Raw genomic sequence first — 16,335 nt, forward strand, 5'->3', positions numbered from 1 at the left:
CGCACAGCCGCCCATCCGCCGGTATCGCACCGCCCTCCACGGGCGTGCTCGGGCGGGTGCGGCGGCTTTCGCGCTGCGCGAGCCCGGACGGCCGTTCGTCGCCGCCGCCGCTCAGTCCTTGTCGCTTCGGACGAGCTCGAGCCCGGCGCTGGCGAACTGGCGGAGCGTCGCGTCCGGGAGGAACGCCCGCGTGAGACCCGCGACGATGCGGGTGAGGTCGGCTTCATCGCGGAAGAGCAGATACATCGTCTCGTAGCGCGGGTGAAACTTGTCTTTGAACCGGTGCAGCGACCGGAAGCCGTAGACCGGTTCGAGGATCTCGGCCAGCCGGTCGGTCAGATCGGCGAGGGGCCCGGCATCCTCCGGGTACGGATGCGTGAGGGGCGCCCCGGAGAGCGACATGATCTGCGCGCCCTCCTCCGAGAAGTATCGCGCCGAGGCACCGATGAGGTACTCCATCACCGGACCGAAGCCGCCCTCCCGCCGGCGCATGAGGTCGAGGGTCCAGCCGCGCACCTTCCCGTCGCCGGCGTACACGGGCAGCCATGACAGGAACCCGTCGACGTCCCCCTTCGGTGAGATGGCGAGGGCGATGCGCACTTCGGGGTCGCGCGCCTCTTCGAGCGTCCCGAGCGTGAAGCCCATTTCGGGGAGGCCCTTGTCGCCGACCCAGATCTCCGAGATCGCGCGGAGTTGCTGCTGGATTCCCCAGGGCTCGTCGGCGAGCCGCGTCATCCGGAACGTCATGTCTTCGCGCCCCGCGCGATTGAGCGACGTGCGCACCGAGTTCCACCGCTTGCCGGTGAACGTCAGGCCCGGGAGGTCCACGATCGTGTCGTCGGCGACGGCGAGACTGCGCCAATCGGCGGGGACGGCTGCCCGGGTGGCTTCGCAGGCGCTGAAGAAGCACGGGATCAGGCCCGCGTGCTCGGCTGCTCCGATGAACTCGGCGACGGATGCGGCTCGGGATGCCTCGGGCCCGAGCGGGTCGGCCAGCACGATCGCGACGCCGGACCGCCGCTGGTAGGCGACCAGTCCATGACGCGTGCGCGCATACTCGTTGCCGTCCCACGTCGCCATCCATGACAGCGTTCCGCCGCCGTAGCGCCGGATCTCGTCTTCGACCTCATCGGTGGTCGGTGCCGGGGGCTCGCCGAGCCGGGCCCGCGGGCGCGCGCGGAAGGACCCGCGCACCCAGATCAGGTAGACGAGGAAGAAGAGCCACAGGGTCGAGGTCGCGACCGAGACGCTCCAGTCGCCGAAGTCCGTCTCCAGGTCGCCCGCGCCCGTCACGAGGAGGGCGATGAGCGCGAGGGCGACGGCGACGTTCAAGGTCGCGTACCCGACCGTCCACGCCCATGCCCAGCGGCGGCCGCGGCGCAGGCCGTCGGCGAAGAAGAGGGCGACGGCGACGTCGAGGATCGCATCCAGCCACGGTCCCTGTACGGGTGCGGTCGCTCCGAAGAGGCCGTCGGTCGGGACGAGCAGGGTGAGCAGCGTGATGGCTCCGAGGGCGAGGGCCGCCAGGAACGCGATGAGCCGCTGCTCCCGGATGGTGGTGCGCCTGACGCGCAGCGAGCGGTCGACGAAGAGGATGAGCAGGACGGCGAGGGCGTGCTCGAGGTCTGACAGCGAGCCCCAGAAGAGAAGCGTCACGGTCACGAAGCCGAGAAGCACGAGCCAGCCCCGCACGCGCCAGGGCTGCGCGAGGAGGCCGATCGCGGCGGCGATGCAGGCCATCGTGCCGCCGGACGGGCCCACGTCGAGGACGCGCGCCTGCTCCTGCGCCCAGTCCCACGGGGTCTGCGACAGCACGAGCAGCAGGAGAGCCGACGCGAGCACGGCGAACAGCTGCCCGATCGTGAAGTAGAGGAGGGCGACACGGCTGCCCCGCCGGAACTCGAGATACCCCATGCCCGCGAAGCCGGCGATCGTGAGGATGTAAACCCACGGCGGGTCGACGAAGAAGGTGCCCGTGACCGGCGTCCACCAACGCCCCTCGCTGAGCGCGGGGAGGCCGTACGCGACGACCTCGAAGACCGGGCTCTCGGCGAACGGCCGCCACAGCCCCTGCCACACGATTCCCGCGGCGATGATCACGACGATGAGCGTGAGCGTCGCGGGGACGCGGGCGAGGCTGCGCATCATATTCCTCCGGTGCGCTCGAAGTCTGCCAGGGCCTTGGCGTCTTCGGCATCCCTCATCGCGCGTCGCGCCGCGTCGAGGGCCTCCACAGGGTCTTGCGCCTGCCGGGCGGCAGCGAGCTCGCGCTGCGCCGAGAGCAGCCGCAGCCGGGCGGGCGCGCCGGAGCGGGCGTGGGCGACGGATGCCTCGGCCTGCGCGACGGCGCCGCGCGCGGCCGCCAGCGTGCCGGGCAGGGCCGTGCGCGCGCCGCGCAGACGCTGCTGCGCGGTGCGGGCGTCGCCGAGGGCGAGGTCGAGCCGGTCGCGCAGGCGTGCGATGCGGTCGATCGTCCGGGTCGGGCGGGATGCGGCATCCGTCTCCAGAGCGTCCAGCTGCTCGGTGACGGCGCGGATCTCGGCGCCGAGCCGCGCGGCGTCGGCGGGCTCGAGCTGCTCGCGGGTCACCAGGGCCTGCCGGATCGCCGTGCGGGCCGAGGCGAACTCGCCGGGCACGGCCTGCGCCGCCTGCGTCACGAGGCGGTGAGTCTCTTCGAGTGTGCGGGCGTCGGCCTCGGCGAGGCGGAGGGAGCGCTCGGCGGCCGCGAGATCGGCCAGGGCGGTGCGGGTGGGGTCTTCGACCTCCGTGGCCGCCCGGGCGAGCAGGAGCTCGGCCTGATCGGCCTCGGCCAGCGCCGCTTCGCCGGCGCGCGCGGCATCCTTCCACTCGTCCGCCGCGTAGCGCGAGCGGAGGTCTTCGACGAGCTGGCGCGGATCGCCCATCGACTCGCGCAGGGCCGCGAGCCGGGTCTTCTCGGTCGTGATCTGGTCGGCGGCACTGACGTTCTGGCGCATCCACGCGCTGTGCTCGGACTGCGCCCGCTGGATGAGCGAGATGGCGTCGGCGGTGCGGCGCTCGATCCTGGCCGCCGTCCGCCGGATCTCGTCGGGCGTCACGTCGGGCTCGCCGCACGCGCGGTACTCCTCGAACGACGAGTCGCGCACGTGCTGCGCCGTGAGGCGGGCGCGGCGCAGCGACGTCGGGGCGTCGCCGCCGTAGAGGGCGCCGGAGAGCCCGACCTCGAGCTCGAGCTCCTGGACGGCGTCGTCGAGGCGCACGAGGGCTGCGCCGGCTCGTTCGCGATCGGCCATCGCGGCGGTGCGGCGCTTCGGCGACCGGCGCGCGCGCCGGACCGCCCAGGCGGTGACGGCGACGGCGAGGGCCGTGACGCCGAACACCACGAGCGCCGGGATGATCCATCCCAGAGCGCTCGCGACGGCTTCAGGCATCGGCGTGGACCAGGAGGAGGGAGCGGAGCTCGTCGACCGAGTCGACGGCGGCCTGGGCGCCCTCGGCTTCGTGGGGCCAGCTGAACCCCCAGCGCACGAAGATCACCGGCACGCCGTGGACGGCGCCCCCCTCGACGTCGTGGTGGCGGTCGCCGATGAGGACGGGACGGTCGGTGTCGACCCCGGCCGCCTCGAGGCGCCGCAGCGCTTCGGCGACGATGTCGGCCTTCGCACTGAGCGTGCGCTCATCCAGCGTCGCGCCGACGATCGAGGTGAAGCAGGGCGCGAGGCCGAAGTGGTCCATGAGGGCGTCCACCTGGATCTCGGGCTTGGAGCTCGCCGTCGCCTGGGGGATGCCGTCGTCGGCGAGCTCCTGGATGAGCTCGCCCACCCCCGGGAAGAGCTTCGCGCCCGTCGTGTAGCCGTCGGCCTTGCCGAGCCGGCGGTAGAACGCGACAGCCTCGCTCGACTCGTCGGAGGTCATCCCGACGTTGGTCTGGAACGATTCGTACATCGGCGGCCCGATCCAGTGGACGAGCTCGGCGCGGGTGGGCGCGCGCCGGCCGAAGTGCTCGAGGGTGATCGTGAGGCGGCGGAGGATGCCGTCGGACGCGTCCACGATGGTCCCGTCGACGTCCCAGAGCACACAGGTCCACGGCGTTCGGGTCGTCATGCCATCAGCCTACGGGTGGCGGGGCGGCGGCCGGCTTGCGGGTGCCGGGGTGGCCCGGCCGGCGTGCGGGTCGGGCGTTGCCGCCCGGCTCAGAAGAGCGTGGGGATGCCGCTCTGGACACCCTTCATGGCGTCGTAGTCGAGCACGACCGTGTCGATGCCCCGGTCGCCCGCGAGCGTCTTCGCCTGCGGCGCGATGCTCTGCGCCGCGAGCACGCCGCGGACGGGCGCGAGATGCGGGTCTCGGTTGAGCAGCTCGAGGTAGCGCGTGAGCTGCTCGACGGCGTCGATGCCCGCGCGGCGCTTGACCTCGACGGCGACGTGGCGGGCCGGCGCGGGACCGGCCGGTGCGGCCGAGACGTGCACGTCGGCCTCGACGCCGGGCGGCACGTCGATCTCGACCGAGACCCCGGCCGTCACGGTGCGCAGCATGAGGTCGACGGGCCCGATCGCGGTCGGGAACTCGCGGCGGACGAGCGCGAGGCCGTCGCCGATGACGTCGACCTGCTCGGCGAGGAGGCGCTGCAGGTCGGCCTCGACGCCGTCCTTGATGAGGCCGGGGTCGACGCCGAGGTCATGCGTCGTGTCGTGGATGACCTCGTGGATGCGCACGAGCAGGGCGTCTCCGGACTTGGCGTGGGTGACCCGCCACAGCTCGACGACTCCCTCTTCGGCGGCCTCGGCATCCGGAGTCTCCACCGTGAGGGTGCAGGGAGGACTCATCCAGTTGAGCGGCTTGTACGAGCCGCCATCGGAGTGCACGAGCAGGCTGCCGTCGCCCTTGTGCACGAGCAGACGGGTCGCGAGCGGCAGGTGGGCGGTGAGGCGTCCCGTGTAATCGACGGAGCACCGGGCGATGACAAGACGCACCCGATGAGCCTAGCCGCGCTCGCCGGGTGCCCCGGCGGGTCAGTGGGACGACTGGTGGCCCGCGCCGACCTTCGAGCCGGCGATCGGCTTGGCCGCCCCCGAGGCGAAGCCCGAGAGCGCGATGAGCGCCACGAGGATCCAGAGTGTCGGGAGCAGCCCGATCTGGTGGCTGATCCAGCCGAGGATCGGCGGGCCGCACAGGAATGCGACGTATCCGATCGTGGCGGCTGCGCTGACGGATGCCGCGGCCTTCGTGGGATCGTCGGCCGCTGCCGACATGCCGAGCGGGAAGCCGAGCGAGGCTCCCATGCCCCACAGGGCCACGCCGACGAGCGCGACGGTATACGACGGGGCGAGGATGAAGACGACGAGGCCCGTCACGGCGGTGACGGCGAGGATGCGGAGCGTCCACACCCGGCCGAAGCGGTCGACGAGCGGACCGCCGAGGGCGCGGACCGCCGTCATCGCGACGGAGAAGACGGTGAGGGCGATCGCGCCCTGCGCCTCGGTGCCGTCGTGACCGTCGACGACGGCGAGCGGGAGCCAGTCGTTGGCGCCGCCCTCGGCGAAGGCCATGCCGAGCATGATCGCGCCGATCGCGTAGGTGCGCGGGTCGCGCCACACCGCGAGGATCGCGGCGAAGCGCTCGCGGCGGGTCGGCGCGTCGGCCTGCGTGTCTTCGGTGGCCTCGCGGGCGGGGACGAAGGCGACGGCGATCGCGCCGCCGACCACGACGACGGCGCCGAGCAGCCACAGGTGCGGTGCGACGCCGACGTGCCAGAACGTCATCGCGACGCCGACCCCGGCTCCCGCGACCGTGCCGAGGCTGAAGAGGGCGTGGAAGAGGGGCATGATCGTCTTGCCCGTCGCCTGCTCCACGGCGGCGCCCTCGACGTTCATCATGACGTCGGTCGCGCCCATGCCGATCCCGAGGATCGCCAGGCCCGCGGCGGCGAGTGCGAACGACGCGAAGGTGTCGACGCCAAGGCCGACGAGGACGAAGCCCACGGCGTATGCGCCGAGGCCCATCAACAGGCCGCGCCGCGCGCCCCAGCGGGCGAGCACGACGTTGGCGAGCGAGAGCCCGATGATGGAGGCGCCGCCCAGGGCGAACAGGAGAAGGCCGAGCTCGAAGTCGTCGACCCCGAGGTTGGCCTTGACGGCGGGAACGCGCGAGGCCCACGTGGCGAAGCCGAGGCCCGTCGCGAAGAAGATGGCGAAGATCGCACCGCGCCACGCGGCGATCTGCGAGCGGGAGAGCGCGGTGTCCATGGCGGACAGGATATCGAGTTCCGCTCGTGAAATCGAATCGATTCGACGCCCGTCGAAACGGCACGGTACGATCGATGGTGACATGAGCAGCAGACGCGCCACGATCGCCGACGTCGCCCGCGAGGCGGGAGTCTCGCCGTCGACGGCCTCCGTGGTCTTCAGCGGGAAGACCCCGGTGTCGGATGCCACGCGCAAGCGCGTCCTCACCGCGGCGCAGTCGCTCGGCTACACCGGGCCCGACCCGCGCGCGGCATCGCTGCGCCGAGGGCGCTCCGGGATCGTGGGCGTCGTGTTCGAGGAGCACCTCGGGCGCGCCTTCCAGGACCCGGTCAAGATCCTCATGATGGACGGCCTCACCGAGAGCGTCGCCGGCATCGGCGCGGGGCTCCTGCTGCTGCGCGACCAGGCCGCCGACACCGGTGCGCCCACCCTCACGACGGCGCCGGTCGACGCAGCCGTGCTCGTCGGCTGCTCGGGTCTCGTGCGCGAGTCGCTCGCGGCGGTGAAGGCCCGAGGCATCCCGGTCGTCGTCATCGAGGGCGACGCGGGCGAAGACGTTCCCCGCGTCGGTCTCGACAACCGCGAGGCCCAGCGCCAGGCCGCACGCCACGTGCGCGCGCTCGGCCACGAACGCGTGGCCCTCGTGACCCTTCCCGTCCGCACCGGCTGGCCGGGTGGCTGGATCGACTCCGCGGACGACGTCACCGTCGACGTCACGCGCGATCGGCTGCAGGGGGCGCGTGACGTGTTCCCGGATGCCCCGGCCTACGCCGCGCCCGGCAGCTTCATCGATGAGGGGCTCGCCGCCGGGCGCGTGATCTTCGCCGATCCCGCGTCCCGCCCGACGGCGGTGCTCGCCCAGAGCGACCTCCTCGCGGCGGGCGTCGTGCGCGCCGCCGAGGAGGCGGGACTGCGTGTTCCCGAAGACGTCAGCGTGACCGGGTTCGACGGCATCGTCGTCGACGGCCTCGCTCCGTACGAGCTCACCACGATCGTCCAGCCGACCGTGGAGAAGGGTCGCGCGGCCGGTCAGGCGGTCGTCGCGATGCTGCAGGGCGGGGAAGCGGCATCCATCAATTTCACCTGCGTCTTCCGCGAGGGGAACACGACGGCACCCGCGCCCGTATCGTCCTGAACCGAGAGGCAGCCCGGAATCGGCTGCCTGCGCGCCGATAGACTGGCACCGACCCCGAACGCCCGCGCCTCTGGCCGCGACCCCCGAGGAGGCCGCGTATGCTCATCCTCCTCGGCGCGTTCGCGGTGATGCCTCTCCTGCTCCCGTGGCTCGTCGGGAGGATCGGCGCCCGCGCGTTCTTCGTCGCGGCTCTCCTGCCGATCGCCGCGTTCGCGCAGGCCGCGTTCCAGACCTCCGCGGTGCTCGCGGGGCGTACGCCGTTCGAGTCGTACGACTGGATCCCGGCCCTCGGAATCCGGCTCTCGATGCGCATGGACACGCTGAGCTGGGTCATGGCGCTCATCGTGACGGGCGTCGGCGCTCTCGTGATGCTCTACTGCCGGTGGTACTTCCGGGGGAGCACCGAGGGCGTGGGGCAGTTCTCGGCGGTCCTCCTCGCCTTCGCGGGCGCGATGTACGGGCTGGTCCTCACCGACGACCTCGTCGTGCTCGTGATGTTCTGGGAGGTCACGAGCGTTCTGTCGTACCTCCTCATCGGGTACTACCACCGACGTGGAGCGAGCCGGCGTGCCGCGCTGCAGGCGCTGCTCGTCACATCGCTCGGCGGCCTGGTCATGCTCATCGGAGTCGTGCTGCTCGTCGTGGAGGCGGGGACGTCGAGCCTCTCGACGATCCTGGCCGAGGCGCCGACCGGACCCGTCGTCGACGCGGCGCTCGTGCTCCTCCTCGTCGGAGCCTTGAGCAAGTCGGCCATCTTCCCGTTCCACTTCTGGCTTCCCGGTGCGATGGCCGCGCCCACCCCCGTGAGCGCGTACCTGCACGCGGCGGCGATGGTCAAGGCCGGCATCTACCTCATCGCGCGCTTCGCGCCGGTCTACGCGGGCGCGCCGACATGGCGTCCGATCGTCATCTCGCTCGGCGTCTTCACGATGCTCCTCGGCGGATGGCAGGCGCTGCGCGAAACCGACCTCAAGCGCATCCTCGCGTTCGGCACCGTGAGCCAGCTGGGCCTTCTCACCGTCGTCCTCGGCTTCGGCACGCAGGACGCGGCCCTCGCGGGCCTCGCCCTCCTCATCGGTCACGCCCTGTTCAAGTCGAGCCTCTTCCTCATCGTCGGCGTCATCGACCGGCAGCTGTCCACGCGCGACATCCGCGAGCTCAGCGGCCTCGCGAAGCAGGCGCCGGTCATGGCCACCTTCGCCGTCATCGCCGTCGCCTCGATGGCGGGCATCATCCCGACGATCGGCTTCGTCGCGAAAGAGGGCGCGATCACGGCGCTCCTGTACGAGGCCTCCGCCGGCTCCGCGTGGGGGATCGTGGCCTTCGCGGGCGTCGTGCTCGGGTCGGTCCTCACCGCCGCGTACGGCATCCGCTTCGTCTGGGGCGCGTTCTGGACCAAGACGGTCGCGGGCGAGCGGCTCCCCGACACCCAGTGGCCCGACCCGCCGATGGGGTTCCTCGCAGCCCCCGTCATCCTCTCGGGACTGACGATCGTGCTCGGGTTCCTCGCGCCCCTCCTGGACGTCGTGCTCGTGCCCTACGCGAAGACGGCGCCCCCTGCGACTCCCGGGGTGCCGGCGCCCGAGCACATGGCGCACCTCGCGCTCTGGCACGGCCTCGAACCGGCGCTGTGGATCTCGCTCGGGACGATCGTGGCGGGCGCCGTCGTGTTCGCCGTGACCCGGAGCAGCTCGCCGCGCCGCCTCATCCCCTTCACGGCGGCGGAGGTCTACAACCTGACGCTGCGTGGCGTCGCGCGCCTCTCGGTCGTGACGACGAGCCTCACGCAGCGCGGCTCGCTGCCGCTCTACGTCGGCACGATCTTCGTCGTCTTCATCGCAGCGGAGGGCACGGTCCTCCTCGCGGGCGACGAGTGGCGCGCCCAGCTCGAGGCCTATCAGACGCCCGCGCAGCTGCTGGTGGCACCGGTGATGATCATCGCGGGCATCGTCGCGACGCGCGCCCGCAAGCGCTACACCGGAGTCGTCCTGGTCTCGGTGACGGGCCTCGGCATGGTGGTGCTCTTCGCCACGAGCGGGGCGCCCGACCTCGCGCTGACGCAGATCCTCGTCGAGACGGTGACCCTCGTCGCGTTCGCGCTCGTGCTCCGGCGCATCCCCTCGCGCCTGGGCGAGCACAACGCGTCGGTCGCCCCGGTCGCCCGCGCGGTGCTCGGCATCGCGACGGGCCTCACGATGGCGATCATCGCGATCGTGGCGACCGGCGCCCGCACGGCCGAGTCGGTGTCGAAGTCCTGGCCGACGCTCGCGTACGAGCTCGGCCACGGCAAGAACGTCGTCAACGTCGCCCTCGTCGACCTCCGCGGGTGGGACACGATGGGCGAGCTCTCGGTGCTCATCGTCGCGGCGACGGGCGTGGCATCCCTCGTCTTCGTCACGCATCGCGCCGACACGCTCTCGTCGCTCACGGCACCCCTGCCGTTCGCGGCTTCGCGCACCCGCCGCCCGCTCGTCGAGACGGAGGACGGCGGAGTGGAGCCCCAGACGGCCGACCTCAGCCACCGGCCCCGCGCCTGGCTGGTCGGAGGTCAGCGCGTGCGGCCCGAGAACCGCTCGATCATCCTCGAGGTGATCGTGCGGATCCTCTTCCACACGATCATCATCGTGTCGCTCTACGTCCTGCTGGCGGGACACAACCTCCCCGGCGGCGGCTTCGCGGGCGGGCTCATCGCCGGCATGGCGCTCGTCATGCGGTACGTCGCGGGCGGCCGCTACGAGCTCGGCGCGGCAGCCCCGACCGACGCCGGACGCCTCCTCGGCGTCGGGATGACCCTCGCCGTCTCATGCGCCGTCGTGCCGCTCATCGTCGGCGCACCGCCCCTCAAGAGCGCCTACCTCGAGGCGAACCTGGATTGGATCGGCCACATCGAATTCGTGACCCCCACCATCTTCGACATCGGCGTGTACCTCGTCGTGATCGGCCTCGTGCTCGATGTGCTGCGCAGCCTCGGCGCCGAGGTCGACCGGCAGGCGCTCGAGCTCCGGGCCGCCCGCTCGGGGGCGAGCTCGTGAGCGTCTCGCTCGTCCTCATCGTCATCATGGCGGTGCTCTTCGCGTGCGGCGTGTACGCGATGCTCGAGCGCAGCCTCACGCGCGTGCTCATCGGCTTCCTCCTCCTCGGCAACGCCGCGAACCTCCTGCTGCTCGTCGTCATGGGAGAGCCGGGACTGGCCCCGTTCTACGGCGCCGAGGGCGAGGTCTCCGATCCGCTCCCGCAGGCCCTCACGCTGACGGCGATCGTCATCACCTTCGCCGTGTCGGCGTTCCTCCTCGCCCTCATCTACCGCTCCTGGCAGCTCGGTCAGGCCGACACCGTGACCGACGACGAGACCGACATCGCGGTGCGCGAGCGCAGTCTCGGAGCCGAGGAGACGATGGATGACGAGGCCGAGCTCGGCGGCGACGACGCGACGACCGACTTCATCGGCGTCGACACGTCGCCCATCACGGTGCTCGGCAGCCGCGATGTTCCTGGCCTCGTCGACGACGCTCCCACCGACCGGCCCGCGCCGCGGCGGCCGGGAAGCGACCGGGGAGGTGACCGGTCGTGAGCGGCCTCGTCCCCCTGCTCGTGACGCTGCCGCTCCTCGGTGCGGCGATCGCCCTCATCGCGGGGCGTCACCGCAAGACGCAGGTCGCGGTCTCGATCACGACCCTCACGATCGTGCTGGTCATCGCGTCGATCCTGCTCTACACGGTGGATGTCGGGGGCCAGCCGATCGCCGTCTCGATCGGCGGCTGGCCCATCCCGTTCGGGATCGTCCTCTACGTCGACCGGCTCGCGGCGCTCCTGGTCGTCGTCTCCAGCGTCGTGCTGCTCGCCGTCCTCCTCTTCTCGGTCGGCCAGGGCGCGGCGGACGGCGACGACGACACGCCCGTCTCGATCTTCCACCCGTCGTACCTCATCCTCGCGGCGGGCATCTTCAACGCGTTCATCGCGGGAGATCTCTTCAACCTCTACGTCGGGTTCGAGATCCTCCTCGTGGCGTCGTACGTGCTCATCACGCTGGGCTCGACCGAGTCGCGCATCCGCACGGGCGTCGTCTACATCGTCGTGTCGCTCGTCTCGTCGATCCTCTTCCTCGCATCGATCGCGATGATCTACGGAGCGCTCGGCACGGTCAACATGGTGCAGATCTCGCAGCGCATGACCGAGCTCCCGCAAGACACGCAGCTGCTGCTGCACCTCATGCTGCTGCTCGCCTTCAGCATCAAGGCGGCCGTCTTCCCGCTGTCGTTCTGGCTGCCGGACTCCTACCCGACGGCGCCCGCGCCCGTCACGGCGGTGTTCGCGGGCCTGCTGACGAAGGTCGGCGTCTACGCGCTCATCCGCACCGAGACGCAGCTGTTCGCCGAGAGCGACGTCAACACCCTGCTCATGATCGTGGCGCTCGCGACGATGATCGTCGGTGTGCTCGGAGCGGTCGCGCAGGCCGAGCTCAAGCGCATCCTGTCGTTCACCCTCGTGAGCCACATCGGCTACATGGTCTTCGGGCTTGCGATCGCGACGCCCGCCGCGATCGGCGCGACGATCTACTACATGGTCCACCACATCGTGGTGCAGACGACCCTCTTCCTCGCCGTCGGACTCGTCGAGCGGCGCGCGGGGAGCACTTCGATCCTGCGCGTCACGGGACTCATGCGCGCGGCGCCCGTCATCGCCGTGCTCTACTTCATCCCCGCCGTGAACCTCGGCGGGCTCCCGCCCTTCTCGGGCTTCATCGGCAAGTTCGCCCTCTTCGACGCGGCGGCCAAGGTGGGGACGCCGATCATGATGGTGCTCATCGTCGGCGGCATCGTGACGAGCCTTCTCACCCTTTACGCCCTCATGCGGGCCTGGAACCTGTCGTTCTGGCGCGAAGAGGAGGACTCGGCCGAGACCGAGTCGCGCATCTCGTACCTCGGCGGGGCGCCGGCCGCGGGCATCCAGACCGAGCGCCGCGTCATCCCGCGCATCATGACGGCGGCGACGACCGGGATGGTGATCGTCACGGTGGCCCTGACGGTCTTCGCCGGACCGCTGTATGGCGTCTGCGAGCGCATCGGCGCGGCGCTCCTCGAACCCATGAGCATCTCGCAGCTGGAAGAGGAGGCGGGGCAATGACCCCGCAGATGACCAGGCGCCGGGTCGCGACGCAGCTGTGGCGCCAGCTGCCGTTCTTCGTCTGGCTCGTCGCGCTGTGGATGCTCCTCTGGGGGCAGTTCACGGTGACCGCGTTCGTGACCGGCGTCGTCGCGGCGGTCTTCGTGACGCGCATCTTCCGGCTGCCGCCCGTCGAGCTGTCGGGACGCGTGAACCTCTGGTGGGGACTCGTGTTCGTCGTCGAGTTCGCCCTCGCCCTCATCCGCGGGTCGATCCTCGTCGCGCTGCAGGTGCTCGACTTCCGGCGCCTCCCCGGAACCGCCATCATCGCGGTGCCGCTTCGCACCGACGACGACCTGATCATGACGCACACGGGGGTCACGGCATCCCTCATCCCCGGATCGCTCATCGTCGACACCGATCGCGACCGGCGGATCCTCTACCTCCACATCATCGGCGTGAGCAGCGACCGCGACGTCGAGAAGCAGCGCGAGAGCGTGCTGCACTGGGAGGAGCGGATCGTGCGCGCCGTCGGCTCGCGCGCCCAGGTCGCCCGCATCCGGGCCGCGCGCGAGGGAGGGGCGTCGTGAACATCCTCATCGTCGCCATCAGCGTCGTCTTCGCCGCCTCGGCCCTCGTGACGCTCTACCGGATCATCGTGGGGCCCTCGATCCTCGATCGCGCCGTGGCCGCCGATGTGCTGCTGACGCTCGTCGTGTGCGTCCTCGGCGCCGACATGGCGATCAACCACCACACGCGCACCCTGCCGGTGCTGCTCATCATTGCGGCGGTCGGCGTCTTCGGGTCGATCTCGATCGCGCGCTGGGTCGCGCGCAGGGACGGGCAGGACGCAGATGGATAGCATCCTGGACACCATCGCGCTGGTCCTCGTGCTGATCGGGGCCCTGCTGTGCCTCACGGCGGCGATCGGCCTCGTGCGCTTCCGCGACGTTCCGAGCCGGCTGCACGCCGCGACGAAGCCTCAGGTGCTCGGCGTCGTCCTCATCTGCACCGCGATCGCGCTGTCGCTGCGGTCGTGGCCGGTCGTGGCGTTCCTCGTGCCGATCGTGCTCATCCAGCTCGCCACCGCACCGCTGTCGGCGCACATGGTGGGCCGGCAGGCGTACCGCAACGGCACGATCGACCGCGCATCGCTCCGGGTCGACGAGCTCGCCGAGTCGAGCGAGACCCCTCCCGCGGCCGGCGGCTGACCCGGTCGGCCAGGCCCGGCGGGAGAGCGACGCCGCCGGCTCAGGAGGCCGGGACCAGCGTCAGCGTGTGCACCGTCGCCGCATCGACGGCCTTCGGCGAGAACGCCCACGGCGTCAGCTCGACGCGCTGCCAGGCCGGCGTCTGGTCGACGTAGTTCTCGTGGAACGTGTGCCCGCTCTGGCCGGTCAGCTGGTTCCACCGCGACGCGTCGAGGTCGGACAGGTCGACGATCATCCGCATCGACGGCACCGTGATGGTCGCGAAGCTCGAGCCGAGGTCCCACCCCGTCGCGTTCACGACCGAGCTGCCGCCCGACACGGGGTAGGGCCCGCGATTGAAGAGCCACTCGATCGGCGCAACGCCGGACTCGCCGAAGGTGCCGTTGCGAAGCGGCAGCGCGTGCAGTTCGCCCCAGTTCCATCGGTCGGGCCGGTCGCCCTGCAGCTTCGCCAGACGCTTGTACGCGCCCACCGCGGTGCGCTCGAGCATCGCGGCGCGCGACGACACGTCGAGTCCCGGGTTCTGCCACCACGGCGAGGCGGGATCGTCGAGGATCTTGTCGACGACGAGGAAGAGCCGGCCCTGGTTCGACAGCGGCGCGGCCACTTCGCGCCCGCGCACGAAGAGATTGCGCGCGAGCTCGTCCCACAGCGCATTCGCGTAGGCCGCCGCCGCCGAGTCGGCGTCGTTCTGCACGTCCCACGACCGCAGCAGTTCGAGTGCGGCATCCGTCTTCGTGTTTCCCGTCTTCACGTCGTCGAAGGCGGACGCGAGACGGATGCCGATCCAGAACTGGTCGTCGGCCTGGATGTCGCGGAGGTCGTCGGCGGTCAGCGGGCCGAGGGCGATCTTGCGCGTGATGAGCTCCGTGATGCGCGCCGCGCGCCAGCCGTAGTCCCAGTCGCGCGTGAGCGCATAGGGATAGTCGGCGCCGGTGATGGCGTTGTTCGCCGTCACGATGTAGCCCTCTGGCGGGTTGTACGACACCGGCAGCTCGGCCGCGGGGATGAACCCCTTCCAGTCGTACGACGAATCCCAGCCCGGCTGCGGCAGCGAACCGTCGCCCGCCCCGCGGATCGGCAGGCGACCCGGTGTCTGGTAGCCGATGTTGCCGGCCGTGTCGGCGTAGACGAGGTTCTGCGCCGGCACGTCGAACAGCGCCGCCGCGTCGCGGAAGTCCGCGAAGTCCTTCGCCGCGTTGAGCGCGAAGATGGCGGATGCCGTGGTCCCGGGCTCGAGTGCCGTCCACTGCAGTGCGACGGCGTACTCGCCCGTCGGCGGACCGACGGGCGGTGAGACCGTGCCGGCGGTGCCGGTGTAGGGCTCCTTCGTGATCGCCGCGAAGTCGTCGGAGACGCCCGAGATGACAGGGCCGTGCACGGTCGATCGGATGTCGAGCTTCACGGAGTCGCCGCCGGCGACCCGGATCGTCTCGGTGCGCGACTCGAGCGGCACGAGAGCGCCGTCGCGCCAGTACTGGTCGCCCCCGATCTTCTCGAGGTAGAGGTCGGTCACGTCGGTCGTGAGGTTGGTGAAGCCCCACGCGATGTCGGCGTTGTGCCCGATGATGATGCCCGGCATCCCCGAGAACCCGAAGCCGGCGACGTCGAAGGGGCACTCCTCGCTGACCTTCGCGCAACGCAGGCCCATCTGGTGCCAGACGCTCGGAAGACTCGCCGAGAGGTGCGGGTCGTTGGCAAGGAGCGGCATCCCCGACTCCGTCAGGTCTCCCGAGACGACCCACGAGTTCGACCCGATGCCCTCGCCGGCATCGCCGACGAGCTCCGAGACGGCCTCCAGCACGCCGTCGACCCGGCTCCACTCGAGCGATGCCGTCTGCGCGGAGGGCGAGGCATCCGTCGTCGAGAAGCTCGCCGGAGCGACCGCAGCCTCGGGGGGCGGTGTGATCTTCGGCACGATGACGGGATTGCGGTCGTACGGGTACCCGGGGTAGAGCTCGTCGATCTGCTCGGCCGTGAAGTCGGGCGCCATGAGGGCGCGCTGGGTCTCCGACACGATGTTGTCGCGGAGGTCCCAGGCCATCGCCTTCAGCCACGCGACCGAGTCGGCGGGAGTCCACGGCTCGATCTCGTAGCCGGGGTTCTGAAGACCGAGCACCGCGTACTCGACGGATGCATCGGCCCCTTGGTGATCGGCGAGGTACGCGTTGACGCCCTCGGCGTACGACTCGTAGTAGCTGCGCGTCGGGGCATCGAGGGCCGCGACCTCCTGCTCGGCGACCTTGCGCCACCCGAGCGTGCGCAGGAAGGAGTCGGTCGCGACCTGCGAGGAGCCGAAGAGCTCCGAGAGCCGTCCGCTCGTGACGTGGCGGCGGAGATCCATCTCCCAGAACCGGTCCTGCGCGTGCACGTACCCCTGCGCGAAGAAGAGGTCGTGCGAATCCCCCGCCGTGATGACCGGGATGCCGAGCTCATCGCGCTGCACCGTGACGGCGCCGTCGAGGCCCTCGAGCGACAGCTCGCCGCTCACCTGCGGGAACGAGCGCTGCACGGTCCACGCGCCCCATCCCGCCGCGAGGGCGCTCGTCATGAGCACGAGGGCGACCAGGCCGAAGGCGACCATGCCGATCACACGACCGACCGATCGCCTGCGCGCCGCCTGGACCGGCACGGGGCCGGAGTCGGGCTTCGACATCGAGGC

The 16,335-nt window shown here is 71.2% G+C and carries 13 protein-coding genes; 7 read left to right on the forward strand and 6 right to left on the reverse strand.

Going from position 1 to position 16,335, the window contains the following annotated elements:
* Positions 1-111: 111 nt before the first annotated feature.
* The 5 genes from ACSBPH_RS10795 to ACSBPH_RS10815 form a co-directional block, all read right to left on the reverse strand.
* Positions 112-2,145, reverse strand: coding sequence for a bifunctional lysylphosphatidylglycerol flippase/synthetase MprF (locus ACSBPH_RS10795; RefSeq protein WP_442574339.1), 2,034 nt, complete (start codon positions 2,143-2,145; stop codon positions 112-114).
* On the reverse strand, positions 2,145-3,410 hold the full coding sequence (locus ACSBPH_RS10800) for a hypothetical protein (RefSeq protein ID WP_442574340.1): 1,266 nt from the start codon (positions 3,408-3,410) through the stop codon (positions 2,145-2,147). The genes ACSBPH_RS10795 and ACSBPH_RS10800 overlap by 1 nt, the downstream gene beginning before the upstream one ends.
* Positions 3,403-4,083, reverse strand: coding sequence for an HAD hydrolase-like protein (locus ACSBPH_RS10805; RefSeq protein WP_442574341.1), 681 nt, complete (start codon positions 4,081-4,083; stop codon positions 3,403-3,405). Before ACSBPH_RS10805 ends, ACSBPH_RS10800 begins: the two co-directional genes overlap by 8 nt.
* 89 nt (positions 4,084-4,172) lie before the next feature.
* A complete protein-coding gene (gene nucS / locus ACSBPH_RS10810) occupies positions 4,173-4,952 on the reverse strand; it encodes an endonuclease NucS (protein WP_442574342.1) in 780 nt (259 codons plus the stop codon).
* Between the two features lie 39 nt (positions 4,953-4,991).
* Positions 4,992-6,224 carry an MFS transporter gene (locus ACSBPH_RS10815; RefSeq protein ID WP_442574343.1) on the reverse strand — a complete coding sequence of 411 codons (1,233 nt, stop codon included), beginning with the start codon at positions 6,222-6,224 and terminating at the stop codon, positions 4,992-4,994.
* An 82-nt stretch (positions 6,225-6,306) separates the two neighbouring features.
* Between ACSBPH_RS10815 and ACSBPH_RS10820 the strand changes: the two genes are divergently transcribed.
* From ACSBPH_RS10820 to mnhG, 7 genes are all read left to right on the forward strand, one after another.
* Positions 6,307-7,359: a LacI family DNA-binding transcriptional regulator gene (locus ACSBPH_RS10820; RefSeq protein ID WP_442574344.1), complete on the forward strand. Its 1,053-nt coding sequence runs from the start codon at positions 6,307-6,309 to the stop codon at positions 7,357-7,359.
* 98 nt (positions 7,360-7,457) lie between these two features.
* Positions 7,458-10,391, forward strand: a complete 2,934-nt coding sequence (locus ACSBPH_RS10825) for a Na+/H+ antiporter subunit A (protein ID WP_442574345.1) — start codon at positions 7,458-7,460, stop codon at positions 10,389-10,391.
* Positions 10,388-10,930: a Na(+)/H(+) antiporter subunit C gene (locus ACSBPH_RS10830; protein WP_442574346.1), complete on the forward strand. Its 543-nt coding sequence runs from the start codon at positions 10,388-10,390 to the stop codon at positions 10,928-10,930. The genes ACSBPH_RS10825 and ACSBPH_RS10830 overlap by 4 nt, the downstream gene beginning before the upstream one ends.
* Positions 10,927-12,483, forward strand: coding sequence for a Na+/H+ antiporter subunit D (locus tag ACSBPH_RS10835; RefSeq protein ID WP_442574347.1), 1,557 nt, complete (start codon positions 10,927-10,929; stop codon positions 12,481-12,483). Before ACSBPH_RS10830 ends, ACSBPH_RS10835 begins: the two co-directional genes overlap by 4 nt.
* Positions 12,480-13,052 (forward strand): Na+/H+ antiporter subunit E, encoded by a 573-nt coding sequence (locus ACSBPH_RS10840; protein WP_442574348.1) that lies wholly within the window; start codon positions 12,480-12,482, stop codon positions 13,050-13,052. The genes ACSBPH_RS10835 and ACSBPH_RS10840 overlap by 4 nt, the downstream gene beginning before the upstream one ends.
* A complete protein-coding gene (locus tag ACSBPH_RS10845; RefSeq protein WP_442574349.1) occupies positions 13,049-13,324 on the forward strand; it encodes a monovalent cation/H+ antiporter complex subunit F in 276 nt (91 codons plus the stop codon). Before ACSBPH_RS10840 ends, ACSBPH_RS10845 begins: the two co-directional genes overlap by 4 nt.
* Complete coding sequence (gene mnhG, locus ACSBPH_RS10850; RefSeq protein ID WP_442574350.1) at positions 13,317-13,673, forward strand: monovalent cation/H(+) antiporter subunit G; 357 nt, start codon at positions 13,317-13,319, stop codon at positions 13,671-13,673. Before ACSBPH_RS10845 ends, mnhG begins: the two co-directional genes overlap by 8 nt.
* A gap of 40 nt (positions 13,674-13,713) precedes the next feature.
* On the opposite strand, the gene ACSBPH_RS10855 is transcribed toward mnhG, so the two are convergent.
* Positions 13,714-16,329, reverse strand: a complete 2,616-nt coding sequence (locus tag ACSBPH_RS10855) for a penicillin acylase family protein (RefSeq protein WP_442574351.1) — start codon at positions 16,327-16,329, stop codon at positions 13,714-13,716.
* Positions 16,330-16,335: the final 6 nt, after the last annotated feature.

Source organism: Microbacterium sp. F51-2R (genome assembly GCF_052180235.1).
In the GTDB taxonomy this organism is placed as follows: Bacteria; Actinomycetota; Actinomycetes; order Actinomycetales; family Microbacteriaceae; genus Microbacterium.

Coding starts and splice junctions, on each gene's coding strand:
- ACSBPH_RS10840 (WP_442574348.1), top strand. CDS start 12,480: ATGACCCCGCAGATGACCAGGCGCCGGGTCGCGACGCAGCTGTGGCGC.
- ACSBPH_RS10800 (WP_442574340.1), bottom strand. CDS start 3,410: ATGCCTGAAGCCGTCGCGAGCGCTCTGGGATGGATCATCCCGGCGCTC.
- ACSBPH_RS10820 (WP_442574344.1), top strand. CDS start 6,307: ATGAGCAGCAGACGCGCCACGATCGCCGACGTCGCCCGCGAGGCGGGA.
- ACSBPH_RS10815 (WP_442574343.1), bottom strand. CDS start 6,224: ATGGACACCGCGCTCTCCCGCTCGCAGATCGCCGCGTGGCGCGGTGCG.
- ACSBPH_RS10795 (WP_442574339.1), bottom strand. CDS start 2,145: ATGCGCAGCCTCGCCCGCGTCCCCGCGACGCTCACGCTCATCGTCGTG.
- ACSBPH_RS10805 (WP_442574341.1), bottom strand. CDS start 4,083: ATGACGACCCGAACGCCGTGGACCTGTGTGCTCTGGGACGTCGACGGG.
- mnhG (WP_442574350.1), top strand. CDS start 13,317: ATGGATAGCATCCTGGACACCATCGCGCTGGTCCTCGTGCTGATCGGG.
- ACSBPH_RS10825 (WP_442574345.1), top strand. CDS start 7,458: ATGCTCATCCTCCTCGGCGCGTTCGCGGTGATGCCTCTCCTGCTCCCG.
- ACSBPH_RS10855 (WP_442574351.1), bottom strand. CDS start 16,329: ATGTCGAAGCCCGACTCCGGCCCCGTGCCGGTCCAGGCGGCGCGCAGG.